Source organism: Streptomyces sp. DH37 (assembly GCF_029813835.1).
Lineage (GTDB): Bacteria > Actinomycetota > Actinomycetes > Streptomycetales > Streptomycetaceae > Streptomyces.
This window is the reverse complement of sequence record NZ_JARVKV010000014.1, coordinates 39,750-65,937: the sequence shown is the minus strand read 5'-3', so window position 1 is coordinate 65,937 and position 26,188 is coordinate 39,750. Positions and strand designations below refer to the sequence as shown.

Here is a 26,188-nt window from a genome sequence, read left to right as displayed (position 1 = left end):
GGGAACGCCCCCACGATGTCCGGTTCCGCGAGACCCCGCCGGGGCCTGTGGACCACCCACCGGTTGTGGACAACTCGCTCACCCGCACGAGCTACCTCAGCCCCACCGGCCCCACCGCCTCCCGCCCGCGGCGGTACGGCGGCCGGGGCCGGGGTCGGCGGCCGGGGACAGGCCGTGACCGGCGGCTACGGAAGCTCGATCCCCAGGTCCATCCCGTCCAGCGCCGTCGCGCACGCGCAGTCCCGCTCCGCGGGCAGCCCGGCCACCGTGTCGAAGAGCACCTCGCGCAGCCGTCCGACGTTCTGGGCGAAGACCGCGAGCACCTCCTCGTGGGAGACGCCCTCGCCCGTCTCCGCGCCGGCGTCCAGGTCGGTGACCAGCGCCATCGAGGCGTAGCACAGGCCCAGCTCACGAGCGAGGGCCGCCTCCGGGTGGCCGGTCATCCCGACCACCGACCAGCCCTGCGCCGCGTGCCAGCGCGACTCCGCGCGGGTCGAGAAGCGCGGCCCCTCGATCACCACCATCGTGCCGCCGTCCACCGGCTCCCAGCCGCGCCCGCGCGCCGCCGCGACCGCCGCCGCCCGGCCCGCCCCGCAGTAGGGGTCGGCGAAGGACAGGTGCACCACGTTCGGCACCGAGCCGTCGGGCAGCGCCTCGCCGTCGTAGTACGTCTGGACGCGCGACTTGGTGCGGTCCACGAGCTGGTCCGGAACCACCAGCGTGCCGGGCCCGTACTCGGGCCGCAGGCCGCCCACCGCGCACGGCCCCAGCACCTGGCGCACGCCGACCGAGCGCAGGGCCCACAGGTTGGCGCGGTAGTTGATCCGGTGCGGGGGCAGGTGGTGCTTGCGTCCGTGCCGCGGCAGGAAGGCCACCCGGCGCCCGGCGACCTCGCCGAGGAAGAGGGAGTCACTGGGCTCGCCGTAGGGCGTCTCCACGGTGACCTCTGTCACGTCGTCCAGGAACGAGTAGAACCCGGACCCGCCGATGACGCCTATCTCCGCCTGTGCGCTCATGACCGCCCACACTAGCCGCCGCGCGGCCGCCGCGGCGCGGGAACCCGCCGCGGCGGGCGCCGCCGCTCCGTCGCGGGGCCGCGGGCGTCACGGGCACGCGGTCCCGGCCGGGCCGGGACCGCGGAACGACCGGGTCAGGCCGCCGAGGAGCCGGCCTTGGACGACGAGCCGCCGGACGAGCTCGAGCCCTTCCCGGAGGAAGAGGACGACGACGCCTCCGACGAGGAGGAGGACGACGATGACGACGAGGACGCCGACGAAGAGGCCGGGCTGCCGGACGAGGAGCCGCGGCTGTCGTTCCGGTAGAAGCCGGAGCCCTTGAAGACGATGCCGACCGCCGAGAACACCTTCTTCAGGCGGCCCGTGCAGCTCGGGCACTCGGTGAGTGCGTCGTCCGTGAACTTCTGAACCGCTTCCAGGCCCTCGCCGCACTCGGTGCACTGGTACTGATAGGTCGGCACTTGCTCCTCCTGGCACTCTTCCCTGTGGAGTGCTAACGACGCACCATGGTGCAGTATTCCGGCGGCTTAGTCCACCGGAACCGGCGGACGGTGACCCTCGCCACGCGACGGCGCCCGCCCGCCGTCCTCCGTCCGGGGCTCCCCGTCACCCGCTTCGTCAGCCGCTCCGTCACCCGTTCCGCCGCCCGGCGCCAGCCACCCGCGCAGCACCGTCACGGTCACCAGCGCCAGCGCCGTGGCGGCCAGCGGCACCGTGAATCCCGCGCTCACCCCGAAGCCGTCCGTCAGCCGTCCGGCGAGCGCCGCGGCCCCGGCCTGCCCCAGTGCCACCGCCCCGGCCAGCCAGGTGAACGCCTCGGTGCGCACGCCCGCCGGGACCAGCCGCTCCACCAGCGTGAAGCCGGTGATCAGGCTCGGCGCGATGCCCAGACCCGCCAGCAGTCCGAGGACCGCCAGCAGCGGCACCGCGTCCACCGCCCACAGGGGCGCGGTGGTCAGGGTCAGCAGCGCGTACGCCGCCAGCAGCCGCCGCTGCGGGGCCGAGCGCCAGGAGAGGGCTCCGTAGACGATGCCGGAGAGCATGTTGCCCGCGGCGAAGATCCCGTACAGCACGCCGTTGATGCCCGGCTGCCCGATCGAGTCGGTGAAGGCGGCCATCGACACCTGCATCCCGCCGAAGACCGCGCCGATGCCCAGGAAGGCGACGACCAGCACCCGTACGCCCGGCACCGACAGCGCCGAGGCGCGCCGTGCGCCGTCCGCCCCGCGGGCGCGGCGGTGCGCGGGAGGCGCCGTACGGCGCTGGGCCGCGAAGACCAGCCCGCCGACGACGGTCAGGGCGGCCTCGGCGACGAGCCCGGCGGCCGGGTGCACCGTGGTGCACAGGGCGGTGGCCAGGACCGGGCCGATGACGAAGGTGAACTCGTCGGTGACCGACTCGAACGCCGCCGCCGTCGACAGCAGCCGCGCGCCGCCGGCCCCCTTCTCCTTCCCGGTCCCCCGGGTCTTCCCGTCCCCGGCCCCGTCCCTGAGCAGGTGCGCCCAGCGGGCCCGCACCATCGGGCCGACCTGCGGCACCGAGGCGCCGGCCGGCACGGCCGCCAGCAGCAGCGCCCACAGCGGCGCCCGGGACAGCGCCAGGGCGATCAGGACGCCCACGGACGCCGCGTGCAGCAGCACCCCGGGCAGCAGGACCGCGCGCTGGCCGAAGCGGTCGGCGAGCCTGCCGCTGCGCGGCGCGAACAGGGCCATCGAGACGCCGGTCACGGCGGAGACCGTGCCCGCCGTGCCGAACGATCCGGTGGTGTGCTCCACCAGCAGCACGATGCCGAGCGTCAGCATCGCGAAGGGCTGGCGGGCCAGGAAGCCGGGCAGCAGGAACGTCCACGCGCCGGGAGTGCGCAGCAGGTCCCGATAGCCGGGCTTCCGGTTCGTGACGGGAGTGACCGTGGTGGCCACGGCCGTACCTTTCTGCCGCCTGGTAGCGCGCCACGGGCCGTACGACGCGAGGCGTCGTGGCACGGCGGGGCGCGCCGAAGGCCGTCCTCTCGCACGGACCGCGGCGTGTGGTCAGCCGGGCGGCCGTGCCGGCCCTGCGTCAGGCGGGGTCGAAACTCCGGTGACTCCGAAAGTCGGACAAGCGTACGGGCCCAGGGTAGCCGATCACGTCCCCGGCCCGGCCGCGGTCCCGGGCCCCCGCCTCCCCGGCAGCCCCTTCCCGGGCCCCTCCCGGCAGCCCCCTCGCCGTCCTCACTGCCTCCCCAGCGCCGAGCTGCCCGCCGTCCCCAGCCAGCCCGCCAGCTTGCCGCCGCGCCCCACGGCCAGCAGCCGCCGCTCGGCCTCGTCCCGCACCGCGTCGGTGGCGACCACCAGCAGCTCGTCGCCCTGCCGCAGGACGGTCGTCGGCGACGGCACGAAACTGCTGTCCTCCCGCACGACCAGGGTGACCGCCGCGCCCCTCGGCAGCCGCAGCTCGCCCACCTCCACCCCCCGCATCCGCGACCCCTCGGGGATGGCGACCGCGATCATGTGGCCGCGCAGCCGCTCCAGCGGGGCCGACTCGATGTCCAGGTCCAGCGTTCCGTCGGCCTTGTCCAGCCCCAGTTTCCGGGCGACCCACGGCAGGGTCGGCCCCTGGATCAGGGTGAAGACCACGACCAGCACGAAGACGATGTTGAAGATCCGCCGGCTGCCCTCGACCTGGCCGACCATGGGGATCGTCGCTAGGATGATCGGCACCGCGCCGCGCAGCCCGGCCCACGACATCAGCGCCTGGTCCCGCCAGGGGAGCCGGAAGGGCAGCGAGCACAGCACCACCGACACCGGCCGGGCCACCAGCGTCAGCACCAGTCCGACCGCCAGCGCCGCCCAGAAGTCGCGCAGCAGCTCCGACGGGGTCGCCAGCAGGCCGAGCAGCACGAACAGGCCGATCTGCGCGATCCACGCCATGCCGTCGGCGAAGCCCCGGGTGGCCGGGCGGTGCGGCAGCTTGGCGTTGCCGAGGACGACCGCGCTGACGTAGACCGCCAGGAAGCCGCTGCCGTGCGCCAGCGCGCCCCCGGCGTACGCCAGGACGCACAGCGCCATCACCGCGATCGGGTACAGGCCGGAGGCGGGCAGCGCCACCTGCCGCAGCCCGTACTCGCCCAGCTTGCCGACGACCAGCCCCACCGCGAACCCGATGGCCAGCTGCAGCGCGATCGTCCCGATCAGGACGTACCACGGGTCCAGCGGCCCGGCCGTCGCGAAGGCGACGACCAGGATCACCACCGGGGCGTCGTTGAACCCCGACTCCGCCTCCAGCATCCCCGTCAGGCGGTTCGGCAGCGGCACCCTGCGCAGTACGGAGAAGACCGCCGCGGCGTCCGTCGAGGAGACGACCGCCCCCATGATCAGCGCCGGGCGCCAGTCCAGCCCCACCAGGTAGTGGGCCCCCGCGGCGGTGACGCCCACGCTGACCGCCACGCCGGCGGTCGCCAGGACGGCCGCGGCGGGCACCGCCGGGCGGATCTGGTGCCACTTGGTGCCCAGACCGCCCTCGGCCAGGATCACCACGAGCGCCGCGTAGCCCAGCACCTGGGTCAGCTCGGCGTTGTCGAACTCGACCCCGAGTCCGTCCTGCCCGATGACGAGGCCGATGCCGAGGTAGATCAGGAGGCTGGGGAGCCCCGTTCGGGAGGAGAGCCGGACGGCCGCGACGGCGACGAGCAGGACGAGCGCGGAGACCAGCATGAGTTCGTTGAGGCGGTCGACAGTCAGAAGCGGATCCTTCCCTGGGCGCACGGAGGCGGGCGGCCGGGTCCCGGTCGCCGAAAAGTCATTTCTTTGCCTAACAATTTACCAGTACTTGAATCTCGCGGCCCCGGTTGCCCGGACTCCCTGCCGGTCGGTGGCACGGCTCGTCCTATGGTTGCTCCAGCACCTCTGGTCCCACCCTGCCCTCGAAGGACAGCGATGCCCGCCAAGAAGACCTCGCGACGCGCCCGCCTTTTCGTGATCGCAGTCGTGCTGCTGCTCGTGGCGGGCGTCGGCTACGGCGCCTACTGGAGTGTCGGCACCGTCCGCGCGTCCTTCCCGCAGACGACCGGCACGCTCCAGCTCGAAGGCCTGTCCGCCCCGGTCACCGTCAAGCGCGACGGCCACGGCATACCCCAGATCTACGCCGACAGCGCCGAGGACCTCTTCCGCGCCCAGGGCTTCGTCCACGCCCAGGACCGCTTCTGGGAGATGGACGTGCGGCGGCACCTGACGGCCGGACGGCTGTCGGAGATGTTCGGCGAGGGCCAGGTCCAGACCGACGCCTTCCTGCGGACCCTGGGCTGGCGGGAGGTGGCGCAGAAGGAGTACGACACCAAGCTGTCCGAGACGACCAAGAAGTACCTGCTGGCGTACTCCGAGGGCGTCAACGCCTATCTGGCCGACCGCGGCGGCGCGGAGCTCTCCCTGGAGTACGCCGCCCTCGACCTCGTCGGCGACTACGAGCCGCACAAGTGGTCGCCGGTGGACTCCGTCGCCTGGCTCAAGGCCATGGCCTGGGACCTGCGCGGCAACATGCAGGACGAGATAGACCGGGCCCTGCTCTCCAGCCGCCTGACGGAGAAGCAGATCGAGGCGCTCTACCCGGACTACCCGTACGACCGGAACAAGCCGATCGTCCAGGACGGCGCGGTGAGCGCCCTCGACGGCTCCTACGACCCGGAGGCCGCCGCCGGGAACGGCGGGAACGGCGGGAACGGCGGGAACGGCGGGAACGCGGCGCAGGACGGCACGACGGTCCCCGGCGCGACGCCCGGTACGACGACCCCCGGCGCCACCGGTCCCGGTGACACCGTCCAGGGCGGGCAGGACGCCCAGGGCGTGCAGACCCAGCTCGCCGCCCTCGCCGACTCCCTCGACGCCGTCCCCGCCCTCCTCGGCCCCAACGGCGACGGCATCGGCTCCAACTCCTGGGTCGTCTCCGGGCGGTACACGACCACCGGCAAGCCGCTGCTCGCCAACGACCCGCACCTGGCCCCGCAGCTCCCCTCGCTCTGGTACCAGGTGGGCCTGCACTGCAAGTCGGTCAGCGCCGCCTGCCCCTTCGACGTCGCGGGCTTCGGCTTCTCCGGCACGCCGGGCGTGATAATCGGCCACAACCAGGACATCTCCTGGGGCTTCACCAACCTCGGCGCCGACGTCACCGACCTCTACCTGGAGAAGATCGAGAACGGGACGTACCTCTACGACGGCGAGAGGATCCCGTACGACACCCGCGAGGAGGTCATCAAGGTCGCGGGCGGCGAGGACCGCAGGATCACCGTCCGCTCCACCCGCCACGGCCCCCTCGTCTCCGACCGCAGCGCCGAACTGGCCGGCGTCGGCGACCACGCGCCGGTCGGCGACGTCGCCCCCGACCGCGGCAAGGGCTACGCCGTCGCGCTGCGCTGGACGGCGCTGGAGCCGTCCAAGACCATGGACGCGGTCTTCGCGCTCAACGCCGCCGGGGACTTCGAGGAGTTCCGCGCGGCGGCCCGGGACTTCGCCGTCCCCTCCCAGAACCTGATCTACGCCGACACCGAGGGCAACATCGGCTACCAGGCCCCCGGCCGCATCCCGGTCCGCGCCGAGAACCACGACGGCCGCTACCCGGCGCCCGGCTGGGACGCGCGCTACGAGTGGAAGAGCTACATACCGCAGGAGGCCCTGCCCTGGGAGTACAACCCGGAGCGCGGCTACATCGTCACCGCCAACCAGGCCGTCGTCGACCCCGAGAGGTACCCCTACCTGCTCACCGAGGACTGGGGCTACGGCGCGCGCAGCCAGCGGATCAACGACCTCATCCAGTCGAAGATCAAGGACGGCGGCAAGATCTCCACGGACGACATGCAGTCCATGCAGCTCGACAACAGCAGCGAGATAGCCAAGATCCTGGTGCCCCACCTGCTGAAGATCGACGTCAAGGACCCCTACATCCGCCAGGCGCAGCAGCTCCTGGAGGGCTGGGACTACACCCAGGACGCCGACTCCGCCGCCGCCGCGTACTTCAACGGCGTGTGGCGCAACCTCCTCAAGCTCGGCTTCGGCAACAAGCTCCCCAAGGAGCTCCGCGTCGAGGGCGAGTGCCTGCGGGTCCGCCCGGCCGACGAGTCCGGCCCGATCGAGGACCTCGACGGCACCCCGCGCACCGTCCGCGAGTGCGGCACGCGCGCCCCGGAGTCCGCGCAGCCCGACGGCGGCGACCGCTGGTACGAGGTCGTGCGCACGCTGCTGAACGAGCCCGACAGCGGCTGGTGGACCCCCGGCAGCCGCTTCGAGGAGGGCGAGGGCGACCGCGACGCGCTGCTGGCCCGCGCCATGAAGGACGCCCGCTGGGAGCTGACCACCAAGCTCGGCAAGGACATCGAGACCTGGAGCTGGGGCCGTCTGCACCGGCTGATGCTCAAGAACCAGACCCTCGGCACCGAGGGCCCCGGCTTCGTCCAGCACCTGCTCAACCGCGGCCCGTGGGACCTCGGCGGCGGCGAGGCGGCCGTCAACGCCACCGGCTGGAACGCGGCGGGCGGCTACGAGGTGGTCTGGGTGCCGTCGATGCGGATGGTGGTCAACCTGGGCAGGCTCGACGAGTCGCGCTGGATCAACCTCGCCGGCGCCTCCGGCCACGCCTACCACGCCAACTACGTGGACCAGACGGACAAGTGGGCCGACGGCGAGCTGCTGGCGTGGCCGTTCAGCCAGGAGGCCGTCGAGGACGCCACCGAGGACACCATGGCCCTCACCCCGTGACGCCGTAGACCCGCGGGCCCCGCGGCCGGCCGGTCTCACGCCGGGAAGCGGTGCACCCCCTCGGGGGTCACCGCGGCGTGCACCGGCCGGTCGTGGGGCTCGGCCGGTACCGCGCGCAGGAACTCGCCCGAGTGCAGCAGCACCACCAGCGCCGGGGCGGCCCCGGACGCCTCGATCCGGGCCAGCACCCGGTCGTAGCTGCCCCCGCCGCGCCCCAGGCGCATCCCGCGCCGGTCCACGGCCAGCCCCGGCAGCAGCACGGCGTCCGCCTCCGTCACCGCGTCCGGCCCGAGCCGCCGCCCGGTGGGCTCCAGCAGCCCGCGGCGGGCCGGGGAGAGGCGCTCGGCGCCCTCGTACGCGGCCCAGTCCAGGTCGTCGTCCGGCAGCAGCACCGGCAGCAGCACGCGTACGCCGCGCCGGCGCAGCTCGTCCAGGAGCGCGCGGGTGTCGGGTTCGCGCCCCACCGAGACGTACGCGGCGACCGTGCGCGCCCGGGCCAGCTCGGGCAGCTCCAGCGCGTGCCGGGCGAGCGCCCCGGCGGCCCGGTGCACGTCGTCCTCCGGGAGGTGGGCCCGTGCCGCCAGCAGCGCGCGCCGCAGGGCGCGCTTCCCGTCGGCCGGTCCCCCTGCCGGTTCCGCCGCCCCGGTTGTTTCTGTTGTTCCGGTTGTTTCGATGTCCCTCACCCCGTGTTCATCTCCCGGCTCGATTCCGCCAGGCCCTCGCCATGGCAGGCGCATTATCATCCTGATGGCGCGGCGGTACGGCTCCAGGCGCCGGGACGATCGTCAGTAAACCGCAACGGACCAGCCGAACGTGTCAGACGTGCACGTTGCGTATCAAACCAGCGGCTATGGTGCAGACATGACTACCTCACGTACACGGATCACCAAGGCCGTCATCCCGGCCGCCGGGCTCGGCACCCGCTTCCTTCCGGCGACGAAGGCCACTCCGAAGGAGATGCTGCCGGTCGTCGACAAGCCCGCGATCCAGTACGTGGTGGAGGAGGCCGTCACCGCCGGGCTCCCCGACGTCCTGATGGTCACCGGCCGCAACAAGCGCCCGCTGGAGGACCACTTCGACCGCAACTACGAGCTGGAGGAGGTCCTGCGCAGCAAGGGCGACGAGGCCAAGCTCACCCGCGTCCAGGAGTCCACCGACCTCGCCACCATCCACTACGTGCGCCAGGGCGACCCCAAGGGCCTGGGCCACGCGGTCCTGTGCGCCGCCCCGCACGTCGGCGACCAGCCCTTCGCCGTCCTCCTCGGCGACGACCTGATCGACCCGCGCGACCCGCTGCTCTCGCGGATGATCGAGGTCCAGGAGACCTACGGCGGCAGCGTCATCGCCCTGCTGGAGGTGGACCCGGCCAGCATCCACCTCTACGGCTGCGCCGTCGCCGAGCCCACCGGCGACGACGACGTCGTGTGCGTCTCGGACCTGGTGGAGAAGCCCTCCCGCGAGGAGGCCCCCAGCAACCTGGCCATCATCGGGCGCTACGTCCTGGACCCGGCCGTCTTCGAGGTGCTGCGCAAGACCGAGCCCGGCCGCGGCGGCGAGATCCAGATCACCGACGCCCTCCAGACCCTCGCCGCCGACCCCTCCATCGGCGGCCCGGTCCACGGCGTGGTCTTCAAGGGCCGCCGCTACGACACCGGCGACCGCGGCGACTACCTGCGGGCCATCGTCAGGCTGGCGTGCGAGCGCGAGGACCTGGGCCCCGACTTCCGCGCCTGGCTGCGCGACTTCGTGAAAGAGGAGCTGTAGGCCCTTGAGCGGGACCTGGTCCGTCGACGAGCACCTGGCCGACGTCCTGCGGTCGGTCAGGCCGCTGGAGCCCATCGAGCTGCACCTGCTCGACGCCCAGGGCTGCGTCCTCACCGAGGACGTCCTGGTGCCCGTCTCCCTGCCGCCCTTCGACAACAGCTCCATGGACGGCTACGCGGTGCGCGTCGCCGACGTGGCGAAGGCGAGCGAGGACGAGCCGGCGGTGCTGGAGGTCGTCGGCGACGTCGCGGCGGGCGCCGGCAGGCTGCCCGAGGTCGGCCCCGGGCAGGCCGCCCGCGTGATGACCGGCGCCCCGCTGCCGCCCGGCGCCGAGGCCGTCGTCCCCGTGGAGTGGACCGACGGCGGCACCGGCGGCGGCCCCGCCGACGCCATGGCCGCCCACGGCTCCGATCCGTCCGGCGCGGCGGGCGAGGTCCGCGTCCACCGCCCGGTGGCGGCGCGGCAGTACGTGCGCGACAAGGGCGGCGACGTACGCGCCGGATCGGTCGCCCTGGAGGCCGGCACCGTCCTGGGCCCCGCGCAGATCGGCCTGCTGGCCGCCGTCGGCTGCGGCACCGTCACGGTACGGCCGCGCCCGCGCGTGGTCGTGCTCTCCACCGGCAGCGAACTGGTCAGGCCCGGCGCCCCGTTGGGCCCCGGCCAGATACACGACTCCAACAGCTTCGCCCTGACCGCCGCCGCCCGCGCGGCCGGCGCCATCGCCTACCGCGTCGGCGCGGTGGCCGACGACGCGGAGACCCTGCGCACCGTCATCGAGGACCAGCTCGTCCGGGCCGACGCCGTCGTCACCAGCGGCGGCGTCAGCGTCGGCGCGTACGACGTGGTCAAGGAGGCGCTCACCGATCTGGAGGGCACCGTCCTGGGCGGCGCCGAGCCGCCGCGCGCCGACGGCCCCGCCGACGCCACCGATGCCGATGCCGCCGGTGCCGATGCCAGTGCCGCCGGCGCCGGCGCGCCGGCGGAGCCCGCCGGGGGCCGGGCCGCCGCGCGCGTGGAGTTCCGCCGCCTGGCCATGCAGCCCGGCAAGCCGCAGGGCTTCGGCCTGGTCGGCCCCGACCGGATCCCGCTGTTCGCCCTCCCCGGCAACCCGGTCAGCTCCTACGTCTCCTTCGAGCTGTTCGTCCGTCCCGCCCTGCGCGTCCTGATGGGCCTGGAGCCCGTCACCCGGCGCACGGTCACCGCGCGTCTGGAGTGCGACGGGCCGATCGCCTCCCCCGAGGGCAAGCGGCAGTTCCTGCGCGGCCGGTACGAGCCGCCGGCCGCGGGCGAGGAGCACGGCACGGTCCGCCCGGTCGGCGGCCCCGGCTCCCACCTGCTGGGTTCCCTGGCCCGGGCCGACGCGCTGGTCGTCGTACCCGAGCGGACCACGGAAGTCGCCCGGGGCGATGAACTGGAGGTCGTGCTCCTGGACTGACGCGACGGCGCCCGCGGGGCGGCGGGTACCGTTGTCGTCCGGGAACGGACCGACGCGGGAGAGCGATGAGCAGCGCGCGACAGGGGAGTCCATCGGGCGGGGCCGCGGGCCTCACCCACATCGACGAGGCGGGCGCGGCCCGGATGGTCGACGTCTCGGCCAAGGACGTCACCGCCCGCACGGCGCGCGCCACCGGCCGCGTACGCGTCTCCCCGCGCGTGGTGGAGCTGCTGCGCGGCGAGGGCGTGCCCAAGGGCGACGCGCTCGCGGTCGCCCGCATCGCCGGGATCATGGGCGCCAAGCGCACCCCCGACCTCGTACCGCTGTGCCACCCGCTGGCCCTGTCCGGGGTACGGGTCGAGCTGTCCGTCGCGGACGACGCGGTGGAGATCGCGGCGACGGTGCGGACCACCGACCGCACCGGAGTGGAGATGGAGGCGCTGACGGCCGTGTCGGTCGCGGCGCTGACCGTCGTCGACATGGTCAAGGCCGTCGACAAGGGGGCCGTCATCACCGACGTGCGGGTGGAGGAGAAGACCGGGGGAGCCTCCGGGGACTGGAGCCGCGACCGATGACCGGGCCCGCGCCCACGGGCCACCGCGCCCTCGCCGTCACCGTCTCCAACCGCGCCGCCGCGGGCGTCTACGCCGACACCACCGGCCCGCTGCTGGCCGAGGCCCTGCGCGCGCTGGGCTTCGCCACCGACGGCCCGCGCGTCGTCCCCGACGGCGAGCCCGTCCGGGACGTGCTGCGCGAGGCCGTCGCCGACGGCTACGCCGTGGTGCTCACCACCGGCGGCACCGGCATCTCGCCCACCGACCGCACCCCGGAGATGACCCGGGCCGTGCTCGACCGCGAGATCCCCGGCATCCCCGAGGCCGTCCGCGCCGCCGGGGCGGCCAAGGTCCCCACCGCCGCGCTCTCGCGCGGCGTCGCGGGCGTCGCCGGGCGCACCCTGATCGTCAACCTCCCCGGCTCCACCGGGGGCGTACGCGACGGCCTGGCCGTCCTGGAGCCCCTGTTGCCGCACGCCGTGGACCAGATCCACGGCGGCGACCACCCCAGGGGGGCCTCCCCGGAGAAGGACGTGACCCACTGAACGCCCCGTGGCCGGTCGAGCTGTCGGAGGGCGACGTCACCCTCCGCCCCATAAGGCTGCGCGACCACCGCGCCTGGCGCGAGGTGAACCAGCGCAACCGCGACTGGCTGCGCCCCTGGGAGGCCACCATCCCGCCCGCCCTGCCCGGCCGCCTGCCGCCGCGGCGCCCGACGTACCGGCAGATGGTCCGTCATCTGCGGACGGAGGCGCAGGCGGGCCGGATGCTGCCCTTCGTGATCGAGTACGAGGGACGGCTGGCCGGCCAGCTCACGGTCGCGGGCATCACCTGGGGCTCGATGTGCTCGGGGCACATCGGCTACTGGGTCGACCGGGAGGTGGCCGGGCGCGGGGTGATGCCGACGGCCGTGGCACTGGCCGTGGACCACTGCTTCCGCACCGTCGGACTGCACCGCATCGAAGTCTGCATCCGCCCGGAGAACGGGCCGAGCCGCCGGGTGGTGGAGAAACTCGGATTCCGCGAGGAAGGGCTGCGACCGCGTTATCTGCATATCGACGGCGCCTGGCGCGACCACCTGGTCTACGCGCTGACCACGGAGGACGTCCCCGAGGGCCTGCTGAGCCGCTGGCGGCGGCGCTCCCATCCCGGGGCTCCGCGGAAATAAAATAAATGTTCGATATTGCCTGTGGATAAGACACCCTACAGTCATCGGGCGGACACATACGCGGAGGCAGACCGCTGTCATCACAAAAAACGGTTGGGATATCAGCCGGATCGTGCGACACACCGCGCCAATTGGCGTATCCCCCTCCCGAAACCCCTCTACCGTGTGGTGGGTGAGCAGCAGCGGCCTCATCTACGCAGTCATCGTCGGGGCCTGGGCCGCCTACCTGGTGCCGATGTGGCTCCGCCGGCAGGACGAACTCAACGAGGCGCGTCCGACGGAGCGCTTCAGCACCGCCATCCGGCTGCTGTCCGGCCGTGCGGGCATGGAGCGCCGGTACGCCAGGAGCCTGAAGGAGACGGCCGAGGGCACCGGCGGCCCCGCCGACGATGACGACAAGGGTGCCCCGGACGGCGTCGACGTCCGGGCCCTCGCCAACCCCGTGACCGAGCGCCTCAAGGTCCCCGGGCCGGCGACGGTCGCGCGTTCCGAGGCCCTCACGGAGGTGCGCCGCCCCCAGCAGGACCGGTCCCAGCAGGACCGCCCCCAGCAGGAGCGGCCGGACCAGGGCCACAAGGGCCGGGCCAAGGTCCTCGCCCGCCGCCGGCGCACCACGATGGCGCTCTTCCTCGCCTTCACGCTCGGCGCGATCGTCGCGGCGGTCGGCGGCATCGCGTTCCTGTGGGCCCCGGCGATCCCGGCCGGGCTGCTGAGCGCGTACATCGCCCATCTGCGCGCCCAGGAGAAGCGCCGCTTCGAGTTCGTCATGGACCAGCGCCGCGCCGAGGTCGCCGCGCGCCATCTGCGCGAGCGCCGCGCCACCCGCCCCGCCCGCGCCGAGGCCGCCGCCCCGGCCCCGGAGCCCGCCCCCGAGCCCGCTCCCGACCCGGAGGCGGCCGAGCGGCGCGCCCTGGTGGAGCAGACCGACCACGCCGAGTGGGTGGACGCCCAGCGCCGCGAGCGCACCCCCGCCCCGGCGGAGAGCGGCTGGGAGCCCACCCCCGTGCCGCTGCCCACGTACGTCAACGCCCCCGTCGCCCGCCGTACCGCCCGCGGCGTGGACCTCGGCGCCCCGGACGCCTGGAGCTCCGCCCGCTCCACCACGGCCTCCTCCGAACCCGCCCCGGCCCCCGCTCCCCACCACACCCCGGCTCCGTCCCCGCGCCGCCAGACGCCGCTGTTCGACCAGTACGCGGAGGAGGGCCGCCCCCGCGCGGCCAACGAGTGACCCGGGGCGACCCGCCCTCCGTGACCAGCACGGGAACGGATTTCCGCGCACGGCATCGGGGATGCTAGGGTTTCACCCGTTGCAAGGGCCTGTAGCGCAGTCCGGTAGCGCACCTCGTTCGCATCGAGGGGGTCAGGGGTTCAAATCCCCTCAGGTCCACACCGCAGCACGAAGCCCCTCCCGGGAGTCTCGGGAGGGGCTTCGCCGTGCGTACGGCAGGCAGTCGGGCGGCGCCCGGAAGACACCGCGGAGACGGCGGGGACCGCGGAGGCCGAAGGTTCTAGAAGACGCCCCTGTAGCTCCAGCCGGTGGCGATCTTCGTGCGGCCGGTGAAGGTGCCCCGGCCGGTGCCGTTGTTGCGGTACAGGACGTTGTTGGTGTCGCGGACGATGATGTCGGCGTGGCCGTCGCCGGTGATGTCGCCGACGCCGACCAGGGTGTTGTACGACAGGCCCCAGCCGGTGGCGAGTTGGACGCGTTCCTTGAGCAGGCCGGTGCCGGTGCCGTCGTAGCGGAAGAGCGCGCCGTCCTTGCGGTGGGCGAGGACGTCGCCGTGGCCGTCGCCGTTGAGGTCTCCTGCGCCGACGACCTTGGTGTACGTCGTCCACGCCGAGCGGATCTTCTTCCCCGTCGCCAGCTTGCCGCGGCCGTCGTTGGCGAAGAGGTAGATGTCGCCGGTGGACGCCTTGCGGGCGAGCAGGTCGGCGCGGCCGTCGCCGGTCAGGTCGCCGGGGGCGGTCAGGACGTTGTACGCGTTCCAGCCGGTGCCGAGCGACGTGTGGCTGCTCGACGGCGTGTACGCGCCGCCGCACCTGCTCGCGTACCGGCGCAGTTCGCCGCCCGGCATGCGGACGAGCATCTCGGAGCAGCGGTCGCTGCCCATGTCGCCGAACGGGACGGCCACGGCACCGGCAGGCCACCCGGAGCCCGACGCCTTCCAGTCGAAGGTCCCCCTGCCGTGGGTGAAGTGGAGGGTGAGGCCGCCGGTGGAGTTCAGCGTGACCAGCTCGCCGTAGCTGTAACCGCCCTGGTCGTGGTGGCCCTGCCGGCCGCCGCCCACCCCGATCTTCCCGGTGGTGCTGTACGAGCCCCCGCCCTCGAGCGCGGTGGCCTTCAGCGTCCAGGTGTGCGCGCCGTTGTAGGTGTACGTCCCCGCGTCGGTCCTGCCGTCCCAGACGACATCGGCCTCCGTGCCGCCCTCGCCGGTCAGGGTCCGGATCGTGCGGCCGGACGCGTCCTTGACGGTGAAGGTCCAGGCCGCCGGCTTGCTGAACTGCCAGACGCTCTTCCAGGCGTCCTCCTTGATGTCCAGGGAACCGCTGTCCACTTCGGACTCGGTCTTCGCCAGGGGCTGGGACGGGACCCCGCTGGCCACGATGCGGACGGCGTCGTCGGAGTCGACGTAGGCGATGTCGCCGCCGAATCTGTCCACGGACCAGGTGAGCCGCCGCTGGTCGGCGGTGTCGCCGGCGGGCAGGTCCGCGATCGCGCGGGGAGCGGCGCTCGTGCCGGTGTGGAAGTCGGTGAGGAGGAGCTTCCCGGCGGTCCTGTCGTGCCGGACGAGGTAGCCGTCGCCGACCATGGCGGCCCCAGGGGGGACGGCGACGTTCCTCCTGGCGGCGCGGTCGTAGACGCCGGCGGCGCCGGTCGGGCCGCAGTTCCAGTAGAGCCAGCGGCCAACGGCCTGCAGCTCCCTGATCGCGCAGGGCGCTCCGGTGGAGACCGTCTCGACGACCTTCTTCTGCTCCAGGTCGGTCGCGGTGACGGTCCCGCCGGCGGAACCCGGAGTCCACAGCCGGGTGCCCCACACCGAGGCGGCGGTGATCGGGCGGGTCATCCGTACGTCCGTCGTCCGGTGCGGGGAGACGTCGTCGACGTACTGCCTGCCGGTCGACTGGGCGTTGTAGACGAAGTAGCGGCCGGCCATGTCCACGATGCGCGCACCGGTGACCGCGGGCTCGTCGCTGCTGTGGTAGGTGTTCGGGCGGATCTGGATCTGGACCTTCTCCAGGCCCGTGTTCACGAAGACCCACCCGACGCTGCCGCGGCCGGAGCCGACCAGGGGCACGCAGGAGCCCGCGTCGCACGGCACGTGCTTGATGTGCGCTCCGTTCGCGAGTACGCCGGCGTACCCCCAGGGGACCCGGTCGGACGCCGTCGAACCGTCCGGCGAGACCTGCCGTGCCATGACGAACCGATCACCGGACGCGCTGCGTTCGACGGTGTGCAACGTGCCGCCGGAGAAATCGATGCCCCATACGCCGTCCGTCCGTATCGGGGTCGGCGTCTCCGCGGCGCCCGCGGCGGGCGCCGCGGCGATCCCCGAGACGACGACCGACAGGGCCGCCAGGACGGCGCCGCCGCGCATCGGTCCGCGACGGCGTGTCAGAAGAAGACGAGGCAAGGGGTCCTCCCGTGTAAGGCCGCACCGCCGTGACCACGGCGGGGCCTGAACCGAGTCGGAGGGTGTGGGGCCCCTCGGTGCCCCGAGCGGGGCTGAGGGAGCTTAGCAGCGGGCGGCGGAGGCGGCCCGGCATATAACGGATCGCCTCCGACGGGCGCGCACGGGGACCGGCTCCCTCAGGTGTTCCAGCGGACGAGCGAGAACTGGGGGCCGCCGGTGAGGTAGTGGCGCAGGGCGCCGGCGGTGGAGGGGACGAAGTTCCCGGGGAGGGCGTCGGTGGGGGTCCAGCGGACCTGGGAGTGCTTGCCCGGTTCGCGGTTCTCGGGCTCGCCGGACCAGTCGTGGGCGGCGAAGACGACGGTGAGGTAGCCGTTGGGGGACTCGACGCCCCAGGCCCCGTGGACGACATGGGCGAGGCGCAGGTGCTCGGCCTTCATGACCAGGCCGGTCTCCTCACGGAGTTCGCGCACGGCGGTCTCGGTGACGGGCTCGCCCGGATCGCTCTTGCCGGTGGGCAGGTCCCACATCCCCTGGCCGAACTTGGCCCGCGGGCCGCGTTGGAGGAGGAGGACGCGGTCGGCGGCCCTGTCGTGGACGATGACGGACGCGACCAGCAGGGTCATCGATTCGACCGCGGGGGCCAGGGAGTCGGGGCGGGGGTTGGGGCGGGTGTCGTGCTCGGGGTGGGTCACGATCGACGGTCCCTTCGGCGGTGGGCCCGGTTCAACTCCTGTCGGCCACGAACGAGCCCATGCCCGGGGTGGTGATGATCAGCCCCTCTTCGCGCAGCGCCGCTGTCGCCTTCCTGACGGTGACCCGCGCGACCCCGAACTCCGCCTCGAGGCGCACCTCGGAGATCAGGCGGCGCGGCGGGTACTCGCCACTGCGGATGCGCTCCCGGAGCGTGTCGGCGATCTGCTCCCACTTCGGTCGCGTGGGGTCGAACTCGAAATCGGTCACCTGCCGAGGTTACGTATCAGCGCACACCTGGACATATAGACCCCTGGCTATAGCTACCAGTAGACAGGGGTATACAGGCTTCCTATGCTGGGCCATGTGAACGCCCCCGCGACCGTTGCGACCGGTCCGGGGGCACGGCCACCAACTTCTGGGGAGTTGATGACGTGCGAGACCTTATCGCGCGTGCCCTGGGCCGGGCGTGGAGCCCTGCCCTTCTGACGCTGCTGACCCATGTGCTTCCGGCCACCGGACGGCATCGGAAGCCCCGCGTGCCGGGAGGCCGGGCCACCGTCGCGGCACCCGAACGACCGTATCGGCCCGCCTACGTCTACAACCCGCACACCCTGCGGCCCGGGTGGACCGTGACCTTTCCCGGAAGCCCCCGGTGAGCCCGGTGGGGGAGCCGGAGTACCGGTCGGCGCACTGCGTCATCGGACGGCACGGCTGGTGCGAGGACGGCGAGCCGCGGGACAGCGGGGTGCCGGGGGTGCTGCACATGGTGTGCGGGTGCGGGTGCCACCCGGTGGAGGGGAGCGCGGCCCCGGCCGGGCGCGGCGGGGACTGGTACCGGCTGTGCTGGTCGGCGCGGCGCGAGGCGCCCGGGGTGGAGTACGGGGTGTTGGTCGGGCGGGACGTGCCCGCGATGCTGCGCGGGATGCGCGGCTGCCTGTCCCCGCTCGCCTTCCACGACCCGGCGCGCGTACGGGACCTGGCCGCTACCGGGGCCGGGTGGACGTACCGGGCCGGCGGCGTGGTGGTGCGCGCCCGGCGTATCGGGGCGGGCCGGTGAGGCGGGGGCCGGGTCCGGGAACGTGGACGGGCGTATTGGTGGCGATGTCCGCCGTCGCCGTGGTGCTGCTGGTCCAGGCCGCCCGGGGAGGCGGGGCCGGGTAGCGCCCGCTGCCGGAGCCCGGGGCAGCCCGCGCCAGCGGTCCTCAGGACGGCCGGGGGCTCGCCGGGGCGGTGAGGAGTCCGAGGGCGTCGCGCAGGCCGCGGGGGCGGACGGCGCCGGGCAGGCGCAGCCCCCGCCAGCCCGGTCCCGCGACCAGCACGGTGGGGCGCACCCGGGCGCCGCGCACGCCCCAGGCGGTGGCGCGCACCCGGCGGACCAGGGCGGGGTCGGCGGTGCGGCGGGTCTGCGACCACAGGACGACGGCGGACGGGCCGGTGCGGCGCACGGCCTCCTCCATCGCCTCGGCCGGGACGGAGGCGCCGAACATCCGGACGGGGGCGCCGTGCTCGGTCAGCCCGGCGGCCAGGGCCTCCAGGGGGAGGGTGTGCGTCTCGTCGGGCGCGCAGGCCAGCAGGACCGGGGCGGGGGGCGCGGTCGACGCGGGGGGCGCGGAGCGCGATCCGGCCGTCACGCGGCGCAGGGCCGAGGAGACGTGCCAGGACAGCAGGTGCTCCACCTCGATGTAGCGCTCGCCGGAGGTGACCCACTTGCGGCCCGCCGCCCGCAGCGTGGGCATGATCACCTCCTCCCAGGCCCCGGCCACACCGTGTGCGGCGATCGCGCGGTCCAGCAGGTCGTCGAGGGCGGGGGCGTCCAGGCGTACGGCCGCGCGGGCCAAGCCCCGGCACTCCCGGCCGACGCTGCCCAGGGGGAGGGCGTTGCCGCCCCCCGCGCGGGCCGGCCCGGCGGGTTCGGCGGGAGTGCCGGACGTGTCGGGCTCCCCGGCCTCCTCGGGCTCCCCGGACGCGTCGGGCGGGCCGGGCTCGGGGGACGGCGCCGGGAGCGGCTCGGCGGGCGCGGGGGGAGCGGCGGCGCGGGCCTGGCGGGCCGCCTCCGCCGGGGGGACGCCGGAGGCGGTCAGGCGGCACATGGCCTCCAGCACCGCGATGTCCTCCGGCGACCAGCGCCGGTGCCGGCCGCCCTCCCGGCCGCCGGGCCCCAGCCCGTACCGCCGGTCCCACGAGCGCAGGGTGGTGGGCGCGACGCCCAGCCGCCGGGCGACGGCGCCGGTGCTCAGTCCCGCCCGCCCGGGAGCGGGCTCCACGGGGTCCGGAGGGTCCAGAGGGTCCGCCATACGTCCAGAGTAGTCGACGCACAAACGATGCAACTTGCCCCCTCCCGTCATGCGCTCCACCGTGGCAGTACCGAAGCGCGTCCCGCGCCCGTTGGGAGGAGCGAAGCCATGACGCCTGCGACGGCCCGGGTGGCGGCCCCTCGTCCGGAGCCGCGCCGGCCGGTCCCCGGAGGCCCGGCCGCGTCCGAGGAGGAGCTGGCCCAGGCCCTGGCGCGCGGTGAGGAGTGGGCCCTGGCCGAACTCTTCGGGCGCTGGGGCACGCTCGTCCACACCCTGTCCACCCGCGTCCTGGGCGACTCCCGGGAGGCGGAGGACGTCACGCAGCAGGTCTTCCTGGCCGCCTGGCGCGGCCGGGGCGCCTACCGGTCCGAGCGCGGTTCGCTGCCGGGCTGGCTGGTCGGCATCACCCGCCGGGTGACGGCCGACGCGCTGGCCGCCCGCGCCCGGCGCCGTGAACTGGCCGCGGCGGGCCCCGCGTTCCCGCCCGCCGCGGCCGGGCCCCATCCGGACGAGGTCCTGGACCGGCTCCTGGTCGCCCGCGCGCTGGCCGGACTGCCCGCCCCCCAGCGCCGGGTGCTCTTCCTGGCCTTCTACGAGGACCTCACCCAGGCCGAGATAGCCCGCCGCACCGGCCTGCCCCTGGGCACGGTCAAGACGCACGCCCGCAGGGGACTGCTGCGGCTGCGCCGGCGGATGGAGGCCGTCCGGTACGCCCCGTGAACTCCCGTGAGGAGACGGTGAACCATGAGGATCCGGGACGAACTGCCCGTGAACCACCGCCTGGCCGCTGTCCACCGCTACGGCGCCGCCCTCAGCGGCGTCGTCCTCCTGGCCTTCGGCGCCCTCGGATTCGCCAACCGGCTCGACTTCTTCGACACCACCGGTTCCGGGATCGCCGGGCTCTCCGGCAACGGCCTGCTGAGCCTGGTCTCGGTGGCGGTCGGGACGCTCCTGGTGGCCGGGGCGTTCATCGGCGGCAACGCCGCCTCCACGCTCACCATGACGATCGGCTCGCTGTTCGTCCTCAGCGGCTTCGTCCACCTGGTCCTGCTGGAGAGGTCCGCCAACATCCTGGCGTTCCGCATGCCCAGCGTCGTCTTCAGCTTCCTGATGGGCCTGGTCATCCTCACTATCGGGATGTACGGGCGGATAAGTGGCGGACTGCCCCACGACAACCCATACTGGCTCAGGCGCCACCCCGACCGGGCCGTTCAGGAGGAGGAACGCAGGCGCCGCCTGGCGGCGGCGGGGATCGGCGCACCGGGCCGTACGCCCGAGGCCACCGGCCTCCGGGGAGCCGGCCCGGACCGGCCCGCCCTCACCCGTGACAACGACCGCGACAGGACCCGCGACAGGGCTCGCGACAGGGCCCGCGACAGGGCCCGAGCCGGCGCCCGAGCCAGGGCGTCCCGGTACGACGACCAACCGATCCGGGAGAAGGGGCGACGGGGAATCGTTCCGTGAAATCCCGTCGCCACGTGCATCCGAGAGGGCCGGTCATCCGGAAGAGGGGGTGAAGTCCCGCTCCGAGCGGGGCTCCCACGAAGGGAAACCCGATGATGAACTCGCGCAGCAGGAAGATCGTCTCCGTCGCCGCCGGTGCGTGCGCACTGTCCCTGGCCGTGGCCGTCCCCGCCTCCGCGGACGGACCGGCGCAGGGCGGGAAGGCATCGGTCTCGGTCTTCCACGGCGTCCCCGGCCTCACCGTCGACGTCTACGCCAACGGGAACGAACTGCTCCCCGACTTCCGGCCCGGCACCCTGACCGAGCCTCAGGCCCTGGACCCGGGCACCTACGACATCGAGGTCTTCGCGGACGGCGAGGGGCCCGACGGCGACCCCGCCATCCAGAAGAGCGTCGAGGTCCCGGCCGGCGCGAACGCCACGCTCGCCGCGCACCTGAACGCGCAGGGCGACCCCGTGCTCACCGCCTTCGTCAACGACACCTCCAAGGTCCCGGCCGGACAGTCCCGGCTGACCGTCCGCCATGTGGCCGCCGCTCCGGCCGTGGACGTCCGCGCGGGCGGCGAGCCGGTCATCGAGGGCCTGACCAACCCCGACGAGAAGTCGCTGGAGGTGCCCGCCGGCACGGTCAGCGCCGACGTGGTCCTCGCCGGGACCGACACCGTGGCCATCGGCCCCGCCGACCTGGAGCTCGGCGAGGGCGCCAACACCGTCGTCTACGCCTGGGGCAGCGCCGAGGACGGGAACCTCGCGCTGAAGACGCAGACCATCAGCGGCATGCAGTCCGCGCCGGGCGGTGTGAACGCCGGTGAGAGCGGTGCGATGGCCGCGGACAACGAGTCCGCCACCGCCTGGCTCGCCTGGGGCACCGCGGGAGCCGTCGCGGTCGCCGGTCTGCTGGCCGCCCGCCGCCGGTACGCCCGGGACAACTGACGGCCATGCGCGCCTCCACCCGCGCCTCCACTCGCGCCTCCACCAGGGGTGGGCGGCCCTCCGCGGCGGCCGTCACGGCCGCCGCGGTCACCGCCGCCGTCCTGGCGGCGCTGCTGGCCTGGACGCTGTGGCCGTCCGGGACCGCGGCGCCGTCGGACTTCGGCGACCGGCCGCGGGCCCAGGAGCCCGCGGCCGGGCCGCCGTCCGGGGGCCGCGACGGCGACCTGGGCCCGGGCGGGGCGCAGGACGCGTCCGGTGCCGGTGCCGGTCCCGCGCCCGAACCGGTGGCGCTGCGCGTCCCCCGGCTCTCCCTGGACGCCCGCGTCCAGGACGTCGGCGTCCAGGACGACGGAACGGTGGAGATCCCCGAGGACGCCGGGCAGGCCGGCTGGTACCGCTACGGCCCGGCGCCGGGCGCGCCCGCCGGATCCGCCGTCATCGTCGGCCACGTGGACGACCGCACCGGCGACCTGGGCGCCTTCGCCAGGCTGTACGGCGTCCGGAAGGGCGACGACGTCACCGTCGCACGCGAGGACGCCCCTCCCGTACGGTACGAGGTGACGGCCCGTGAGGTGGTCGACAAGGACAGGCTCCCCGCCGAGGTGTTCCGGCGCGACGGGCGGCCGGTCCTGACCCTGGTCACCTGCGCGCCCCCCTACGACCGCGAACGCGGCGGCTACCAGAGGAACCTGCTGGTGTACGCCGTCCCGGCCGGGGGGCGCGGCTAGGGCGTGTTCCGGGTCGTGTTCGTGGCTCGAGGCGGACGGAAGGCGGACGGGCGCGTGCGCGCGGGCCCGGTGAGATGGCGAGGAGGACGGCGTGGACCACTGCGACCCCGCTCTGCCGGCCGCGCTCGCCCTCGGCTGGGCCTCCGCGGAGGACGCCCGCGCCGCCGGGCGCCACCTGGAGCGCTGCGCCGCCTGCCGCGAGGAAGTGGAGACCCTGCGGGGACTGGTGGACACCGCCCGCCGCACCGCCCCCGCCGACAGCGTGTCCGTACGGCCGCCCCCGCGGGTGTGGGACGCCATCGCAGCCGAGGTCACCGCCGAGGTCACCGCCGAGATCACCGCCGAGCCGCGGGACGGCGGGCACAGCGGCGCGGAGGACGGGCCCGAGTGACGCCGGGAAGCGAACGCCGGACACCGGCCACCGGGCGCCGGGCGCCGGGCATCGGGACCGCGGCCGGCCGGGGCGGCGGTCAGCCGACGGGGATCAGCGTGAGGTAGGCCAGTCCCAGCACACCCCGGTAGTGCAGCCAGGCGGACCGGTGCCGGTCGACGCGCTCCCTGGTCCCGGCGGCCAGGGGGTGGTCGCCGTGGCTCGCCAGCCACTCCTCCGCATCGGCCTGGTAACCCGACTCGAACTCCTCCCACTCGTCCTCGTTCGCCGTCTCGATCCACTCGATCCGGAACCCGGCTCCGGTGGCGGCGTCCACGAGACCCGCGAGGGGGAGGTGGTCCGAGGCGGAGGCCCCCGGCCACATGCCCGAGAGCTCGGCGGCGGTGGGGGTGCGCTGCCAGAAGCCCTCGCCGAGCAGGACCCGTCCCCCCGGGGAGACCAGCCCGCGGAGCGCTTCGAGGGCCGGGACGGTGTGGTGGGGCGGTTCGGTGTCGGTCAGGGCGTGGCTCGCCCCGAGGCACAGGACGAGGTCGGCGGGTCCGCGCGCGGTCCGCTCGGCGGACTCCCGGACGAACTCCACCCGCCCGGCCAGCCCGCGCGCCTCGGCGTCGCGGCGACCGCGCTCCAGGTCCTCGCCGTTGACGTCCAGGCCCGTGGCCGTGGCGCCGGGTACGGCCTCCAGGACGCGCAGCGTCATCTCGCCCCAGCCGCACCCGATGTCGAGGACGGTGGCGGGGCCGTTGCGGGCGAGCCGCCGGACGATGCGGTCGGCCCGTGCCTCGGAGAGGGGCCCGTGGAAGGTGAGGCGGGTGAGGCGGGGCGGCTGATCGGCGTCGGTCATGCCGCGGAACGCTAGCGGCGGAGCGGTGGCGGGGTACACCGGATATTCGGATGCCCGGATGCCCGGAGGGGGACGGCGGGCGGCGCGCCCCCGTCCGCGCCCCATCCCCGTCCGCCCTCCGGGCCCTGCCGCCCCGTCAGCCCGCCGGCACGCCGGCCGGGCCGTCCGGCGCGGGGAGGCGCTCCAGGGCCGAGACGAGCGCCCCGGAGTCGTCCGCGTCCAGCTCGACGCCGAAGACGTCCCCCAGCACCCCGGGCACCTCGCGCGGCTCCAGCTCCCGCACCCGGCGCGAGCCGTCCGCGCGGACGGTGGTGACCAGGGTCGCGCCGTACAGCCCGTGGCGGACGTCCGGGCCGGTGCGCTGGACGATCGGGCGCCGGACGAAGGGCGAGTGCGGGTGGGTGGACACGTAGTGGTTGCCCACCACCCAGTCGATCGCGTACCGCGGGTCCAGGGTGAAGGCGTGCAGGTCGGCCCAGCCGTCCCCGGCCCCGGGCCGCTCGTGGAGCACCCACTCCCCGGCCTCCGCGGTCGTGCCGAGGGGCGTGGTGCGCCGCTCCAGCCGGAACTCCCAGCCGCTGTCCGCGGTCCCGGCGCCGTCGGCCAGCTCGATCGGCTCCAGCGGGCTGCCGCCGAAGCCGACGTCGCAGATCCACACCCGCCCGGTCTCCTCCGTCTCGGCCGTCTCCACGCGCAGCACGGCGTGCGTGGCCGGGCGTACGCGGCCCGAGCCCATGCCCACCCGGGAGGTCAGCCCGGAGACGCCGAAGCCCAGCCGTTCCAGGGCGGCGGCGAAGAGCCGGGCGTGCTCGAAGCAGTAGCCGCCGCGCGCCCGGCGCACCAGCTTGTCCTGGAGGGCGGGCAGGTCCAGCGGGACCGGCCGCCCCAGGACGATCTCCAGGTTCTCGAAGGGGATCCCCAGCACGTGCGCGCGGTGCAGGGCGCGCAGGTTCGCCTCGGTCGGGGAGCGGTCCCCGGTGTGGCCGATCCGGGTCAGGTAGGCCTCCAGATCCAGCTCATCGCCGTCCCAGCGCCGGTCCGCGTCCCCCGTGTGTTCCGTGCTCTCCATGGCCGTACGTCCTCCCCGTCGCGTCCTTCCGCGCGGGCCGGTGGTCACCGGCCCGCGTGAACGAACCTAGGACTTCAAGCGGGATTGAAGTCAAGGGGCGGCGGGACCGCCGTGCGGCTCAGCGCGGCTCGGCGCGGCTCAGCGCAGCGGCTTGGCGTAGCAGCGGCTGTTGGGCTCGTGGCGGTAGACCCCGAACTTCTCCGCCGGCGCGTAGCCGCTCGACTCGTACAGCGCCATGGCCTCCGGCTGCTTGGTGCCGGTCTCCAGCACCATCCGCAGCCGGCCCGCCTCCCGCGCGTCCTCCTCCAGCAGCGCCAGGATGCGGCGGGACAGGCCCTGGCGCCGCGCCTCGCGGATCACGAACATCCGCTTGAGCTCGGCATCACCGTTCCGGTAGTTCTCCCCGTTCTCGTCCATCGCCCGCCAGCCGCCGGTGGCGACGGGGCGGTCCCGCTCGTCGTAGGCGATCAGGAACAGGCCGTTCGGAGGCGTGAACATCGCGGGGTCCAGCGGGGTGACGTCGCCCTCGCCGCCGTAGCGCTCGGCGTACTCCAGCTGCACCATGTCGGTGAGCTTCACGGCGTCCGGGTGGTCGTAGGGGGCGGGCGTGATGCGCATGCCCGCATCGTAAGGTGCCGGGGTGCTGACGATTTCTACGGTCAACGTGAACGGGCTGCGCGCCGCCGCGAAGAAGGGCTACGCGGAGTGGCTGGCCGCCACCGACGCGGACGTGGTGTGCCTCCAGGAGGTGCGCGCCGAGCCGGACCAACTCCCCGACGCCGTACGCGAGCCGGAGGGCTGGCACGCGGTGTACGCCCCCGCGGCCGCCAAGGGGCGCGCGGGCGTCGCGGTGCTCACCCGGCGTGCGCCGGAGGAGGTACGGGTGGGGTTCGGGGTGACCGAGTTCACGGACTCCGGCCGCTATCTGGAGGTCGACCTCCCGGGCCTGACCGTCGCGAGCCTCTACCTGCCCTCGGGGGAGGTCGGCACCGAGCGGCAGGAGGAGAAGGAGCGCTTCATGGCGGCTTTCCTGCCCCACCTCGCCGCCCTGCGCGAGCGCGCCGCCGCGGCCGGCCGCGAGGTCCTGGTCTGCGGCGACTGGAACATCGCCCACCGGGAGGCCGACCTGAAGAACTGGAAGACCAACCGGAAGAACTCCGGCTTCCTGCCCGAGGAGCGCGCCTGGCTCGGCCGCGTCTTCGACGAGGCGGGCTACGTCGACGTCGTCCGCCTGATGCACCCGGACCAGGACGGGCCGTACAGCTGGTGGTCCTACCGGGGCCGGGCCTTCGACAACGACGCGGGGTGGCGGATCGACTACCACGTCGCCACCGAGCCGCTGGCGCGGCGGGCGGTGAAGGCGTACGTGGAGCGCGCGGCCGACCACGCGGGCCGGTGGAGCGACCACGCGCCGGTGACGGTCGTCTACGCGCCCTGAGGCGCGTCCTCGGGGCCCGGGGAGGCACGGGGGCCGTCCCGGCCGCG

Annotated in this window: 25 protein-coding genes, 1 tRNA gene and 1 pseudogene; 15 read left to right on the top strand and 12 right to left on the bottom strand. The window is 74.4% G+C overall.

Features of this window, described 5'->3' with window-relative positions; genetic code table 11:
- Positions 1 to 185: 185 nt before the first annotated feature.
- The 4 genes from QC029_RS10480 to QC029_RS10465 all read right to left on the bottom strand — a co-directional run bounded on the left by QC029_RS10480 (position 186) and on the right by QC029_RS10465 (position 4,708).
- Positions 186 to 1,016, bottom strand: a complete 831-nt coding sequence (locus tag QC029_RS10480; RefSeq protein WP_279555263.1) for an S-methyl-5'-thioadenosine phosphorylase — start codon at positions 1,014 to 1,016, stop codon at positions 186 to 188.
- Positions 1,017 to 1,150: 134 nt separating this feature from the next.
- Positions 1,151 to 1,477: an FmdB family zinc ribbon protein gene (locus tag QC029_RS10475; RefSeq protein ID WP_279555262.1), complete on the bottom strand. Its 327-nt coding sequence runs from the start codon at positions 1,475 to 1,477 to the stop codon at positions 1,151 to 1,153.
- A gap of 66 nt (positions 1,478 to 1,543) precedes the next feature.
- Positions 1,544 to 2,935 (bottom strand): MFS transporter, encoded by a 1,392-nt coding sequence (locus QC029_RS10470; protein WP_279555261.1) that lies wholly within the window; start codon positions 2,933 to 2,935, stop codon positions 1,544 to 1,546.
- Positions 2,936 to 3,226: 291 nt separating this feature from the next.
- Positions 3,227 to 4,708 (bottom strand): potassium/proton antiporter, encoded by a 1,482-nt coding sequence (locus tag QC029_RS10465; RefSeq protein WP_279555260.1) that lies wholly within the window; start codon positions 4,706 to 4,708, stop codon positions 3,227 to 3,229.
- A gap of 222 nt (positions 4,709 to 4,930) precedes the next feature.
- On the opposite strand from QC029_RS10465, the gene QC029_RS10460 reads away from it, so the two are divergent.
- Positions 4,931 to 7,738 carry a penicillin acylase family protein gene (locus QC029_RS10460; RefSeq protein ID WP_279555259.1) on the top strand — a complete coding sequence of 936 codons (2,808 nt, stop codon included), beginning with the start codon at positions 4,931 to 4,933 and terminating at the stop codon, positions 7,736 to 7,738.
- 35 nt (positions 7,739 to 7,773) lie between these two features.
- On the opposite strand, the gene QC029_RS10455 is transcribed toward QC029_RS10460, so the two are convergent.
- Positions 7,774 to 8,337: a 5-formyltetrahydrofolate cyclo-ligase gene (locus QC029_RS10455; RefSeq protein WP_279555297.1), complete on the bottom strand. Its 564-nt coding sequence runs from the start codon at positions 8,335 to 8,337 to the stop codon at positions 7,774 to 7,776.
- A 262-nt stretch (positions 8,338 to 8,599) separates the two neighbouring features.
- Here QC029_RS10455 and galU point away from each other — a divergent pair, with 262 nt between their 5' ends.
- The 7 genes from galU to QC029_RS10420 all read left to right on the top strand — a co-directional run bounded on the left by galU (position 8,600) and on the right by QC029_RS10420 (position 14,046).
- Positions 8,600 to 9,502, top strand: coding sequence for a UTP--glucose-1-phosphate uridylyltransferase GalU (gene galU / locus QC029_RS10450; protein ID WP_279555258.1), 903 nt, complete (start codon positions 8,600 to 8,602; stop codon positions 9,500 to 9,502).
- Positions 9,503 to 9,506: 4 nt separating this feature from the next.
- Entirely contained in the window at positions 9,507 to 10,937 is a 1,431-nt protein-coding gene (gene glp, locus QC029_RS10445) for a gephyrin-like molybdotransferase Glp (protein WP_279555257.1), read from the top strand.
- A gap of 65 nt (positions 10,938 to 11,002) precedes the next feature.
- Positions 11,003 to 11,512, top strand: coding sequence for a cyclic pyranopterin monophosphate synthase MoaC (gene moaC / locus QC029_RS10440; protein ID WP_279555256.1), 510 nt, complete (start codon positions 11,003 to 11,005; stop codon positions 11,510 to 11,512).
- Entirely contained in the window at positions 11,509 to 12,036 is a 528-nt protein-coding gene (locus QC029_RS10435; protein ID WP_279555255.1) for a molybdenum cofactor biosynthesis protein B, read from the top strand. The genes moaC and QC029_RS10435 overlap by 4 nt, the downstream gene beginning before the upstream one ends.
- Positions 12,033 to 12,659 (top strand): GNAT family N-acetyltransferase, encoded by a 627-nt coding sequence (locus tag QC029_RS10430; protein ID WP_279555296.1) that lies wholly within the window; start codon positions 12,033 to 12,035, stop codon positions 12,657 to 12,659. The genes QC029_RS10435 and QC029_RS10430 overlap by 4 nt, the downstream gene beginning before the upstream one ends.
- Positions 12,660 to 12,831: 172 nt before the next feature.
- Positions 12,832 to 13,887 (top strand): gephyrin-like molybdotransferase receptor GlpR, encoded by a 1,056-nt coding sequence (gene glpR, locus QC029_RS10425; RefSeq protein WP_279555254.1) that lies wholly within the window; start codon positions 12,832 to 12,834, stop codon positions 13,885 to 13,887.
- Between the two features lie 85 nt (positions 13,888 to 13,972).
- A tRNA-Ala gene (locus QC029_RS10420) sits at positions 13,973 to 14,046 on the top strand.
- Between the two features lie 121 nt (positions 14,047 to 14,167).
- On the opposite strand, the gene QC029_RS10415 is transcribed toward QC029_RS10420, so the two are convergent.
- From QC029_RS10415 to QC029_RS10405, 3 genes are all read right to left on the bottom strand, one after another.
- On the bottom strand, positions 14,168 to 16,255 hold the full coding sequence (locus tag QC029_RS10415) for an FG-GAP-like repeat-containing protein (RefSeq protein ID WP_279555253.1): 2,088 nt from the start codon (positions 16,253 to 16,255) through the stop codon (positions 14,168 to 14,170).
- A 212-nt stretch (positions 16,256 to 16,467) separates the two neighbouring features.
- Positions 16,468 to 16,914 carry an NUDIX domain-containing protein gene (locus QC029_RS10410; protein WP_279555295.1) on the bottom strand — a complete coding sequence of 149 codons (447 nt, stop codon included), beginning with the start codon at positions 16,912 to 16,914 and terminating at the stop codon, positions 16,468 to 16,470.
- Between the two features lie 100 nt (positions 16,915 to 17,014).
- Positions 17,015 to 17,251, bottom strand: a complete 237-nt coding sequence (locus QC029_RS10405; protein WP_279555252.1) for a winged helix-turn-helix domain-containing protein — start codon at positions 17,249 to 17,251, stop codon at positions 17,015 to 17,017.
- Positions 17,252 to 17,636: 385 nt separating this feature from the next.
- Between QC029_RS10405 and QC029_RS10400 the strand changes: the two genes are divergently transcribed.
- Positions 17,637 to 18,041, top strand: a complete 405-nt coding sequence (locus QC029_RS10400) for a hypothetical protein (RefSeq protein ID WP_279555251.1) — start codon at positions 17,637 to 17,639, stop codon at positions 18,039 to 18,041.
- Between the two features lie 145 nt (positions 18,042 to 18,186).
- Here QC029_RS10400 and QC029_RS10395 read toward each other — a convergent pair whose 3' ends face one another.
- Positions 18,187 to 19,278 (bottom strand): MerR family transcriptional regulator, encoded by a 1,092-nt coding sequence (locus tag QC029_RS10395; RefSeq protein ID WP_279555250.1) that lies wholly within the window; start codon positions 19,276 to 19,278, stop codon positions 18,187 to 18,189.
- Positions 19,279 to 19,386: 108 nt separating this feature from the next.
- On the opposite strand from QC029_RS10395, the gene QC029_RS10390 reads away from it, so the two are divergent.
- The 5 genes and pseudogenes from QC029_RS10390 (at position 19,387) to QC029_RS10370 (ending at position 22,793) form a co-directional block, all read left to right on the top strand.
- Positions 19,387 to 19,998, top strand: a complete 612-nt coding sequence (locus tag QC029_RS10390; RefSeq protein ID WP_279555249.1) for a sigma-70 family RNA polymerase sigma factor — start codon at positions 19,387 to 19,389, stop codon at positions 19,996 to 19,998.
- A 24-nt stretch (positions 19,999 to 20,022) separates the two neighbouring features.
- Positions 20,023 to 20,496 (top strand): annotated as a pseudogene (locus QC029_RS10385) (DUF4383 domain-containing protein); the annotation flags it as partial.
- A gap of 338 nt (positions 20,497 to 20,834) precedes the next feature.
- Positions 20,835 to 21,674, top strand: a complete 840-nt coding sequence (locus QC029_RS10380; protein WP_279555248.1) for a DUF4397 domain-containing protein — start codon at positions 20,835 to 20,837, stop codon at positions 21,672 to 21,674.
- 5 nt (positions 21,675 to 21,679) lie between these two features.
- Positions 21,680 to 22,402 (top strand): class F sortase, encoded by a 723-nt coding sequence (locus QC029_RS10375; RefSeq protein WP_279555247.1) that lies wholly within the window; start codon positions 21,680 to 21,682, stop codon positions 22,400 to 22,402.
- 91 nt (positions 22,403 to 22,493) lie between these two features.
- The gene (locus tag QC029_RS10370) at positions 22,494 to 22,793 is read left to right on the top strand and encodes a hypothetical protein (protein WP_279555246.1); all 300 of its coding nucleotides are present in this window, start codon (positions 22,494 to 22,496) and stop codon (positions 22,791 to 22,793) included.
- A 79-nt stretch (positions 22,794 to 22,872) separates the two neighbouring features.
- On the opposite strand, the gene QC029_RS10365 is transcribed toward QC029_RS10370, so the two are convergent.
- The 3 genes from QC029_RS10365 to QC029_RS10355 all read right to left on the bottom strand — a co-directional run bounded on the left by QC029_RS10365 (position 22,873) and on the right by QC029_RS10355 (position 25,321).
- The gene (locus QC029_RS10365) at positions 22,873 to 23,634 is read right to left on the bottom strand and encodes a cyclopropane-fatty-acyl-phospholipid synthase family protein (protein ID WP_279555245.1); all 762 of its coding nucleotides are present in this window, start codon (positions 23,632 to 23,634) and stop codon (positions 22,873 to 22,875) included.
- Between the two features lie 136 nt (positions 23,635 to 23,770).
- Positions 23,771 to 24,703, bottom strand: coding sequence for an arylamine N-acetyltransferase (locus QC029_RS10360; protein ID WP_279555244.1), 933 nt, complete (start codon positions 24,701 to 24,703; stop codon positions 23,771 to 23,773).
- A gap of 138 nt (positions 24,704 to 24,841) precedes the next feature.
- Positions 24,842 to 25,321 carry a GNAT family N-acetyltransferase gene (locus tag QC029_RS10355; protein ID WP_279555243.1) on the bottom strand — a complete coding sequence of 160 codons (480 nt, stop codon included), beginning with the start codon at positions 25,319 to 25,321 and terminating at the stop codon, positions 24,842 to 24,844.
- Between the two features lie 22 nt (positions 25,322 to 25,343).
- Between QC029_RS10355 and QC029_RS10350 the strand changes: the two genes are divergently transcribed.
- Entirely contained in the window at positions 25,344 to 26,141 is a 798-nt protein-coding gene (locus QC029_RS10350) for an exodeoxyribonuclease III (RefSeq protein WP_279555242.1), read from the top strand.
- Positions 26,142 to 26,188 lie beyond the last annotated feature (47 nt).

Coding starts and splice junctions, on each gene's coding strand:
- QC029_RS10480 (WP_279555263.1), bottom strand. CDS start 1,016: ATGAGCGCACAGGCGGAGATAGGCGTCATCGGCGGGTCCGGGTTCTAC.
- QC029_RS10380 (WP_279555248.1), top strand. CDS start 20,835: ATGATGAACTCGCGCAGCAGGAAGATCGTCTCCGTCGCCGCCGGTGCG.
- QC029_RS10395 (WP_279555250.1), bottom strand. CDS start 19,278: ATGGCGGACCCTCTGGACCCTCCGGACCCCGTGGAGCCCGCTCCCGGG.
- QC029_RS10415 (WP_279555253.1), bottom strand. CDS start 16,255: ATGCGCGGCGGCGCCGTCCTGGCGGCCCTGTCGGTCGTCGTCTCGGGG.
- QC029_RS10465 (WP_279555260.1), bottom strand. CDS start 4,708: ATGCTGGTCTCCGCGCTCGTCCTGCTCGTCGCCGTCGCGGCCGTCCGG.
- QC029_RS10390 (WP_279555249.1), top strand. CDS start 19,387: ATGACGCCTGCGACGGCCCGGGTGGCGGCCCCTCGTCCGGAGCCGCGC.
- QC029_RS10355 (WP_279555243.1), bottom strand. CDS start 25,321: ATGCGCATCACGCCCGCCCCCTACGACCACCCGGACGCCGTGAAGCTC.
- QC029_RS10410 (WP_279555295.1), bottom strand. CDS start 16,914: ATGACCCTGCTGGTCGCGTCCGTCATCGTCCACGACAGGGCCGCCGAC.
- QC029_RS10360 (WP_279555244.1), bottom strand. CDS start 24,703: ATGGAGAGCACGGAACACACGGGGGACGCGGACCGGCGCTGGGACGGC.
- QC029_RS10375 (WP_279555247.1), top strand. CDS start 21,680: ATGCGCGCCTCCACCCGCGCCTCCACTCGCGCCTCCACCAGGGGTGGG.
- QC029_RS10365 (WP_279555245.1), bottom strand. CDS start 23,634: ATGACCGACGCCGATCAGCCGCCCCGCCTCACCCGCCTCACCTTCCAC.
- QC029_RS10435 (WP_279555255.1), top strand. CDS start 11,509: ATGACCGGGCCCGCGCCCACGGGCCACCGCGCCCTCGCCGTCACCGTC.
- QC029_RS10460 (WP_279555259.1), top strand. CDS start 4,931: ATGCCCGCCAAGAAGACCTCGCGACGCGCCCGCCTTTTCGTGATCGCA.
- galU (WP_279555258.1), top strand. CDS start 8,600: ATGACTACCTCACGTACACGGATCACCAAGGCCGTCATCCCGGCCGCC.
- moaC (WP_279555256.1), top strand. CDS start 11,003: ATGAGCAGCGCGCGACAGGGGAGTCCATCGGGCGGGGCCGCGGGCCTC.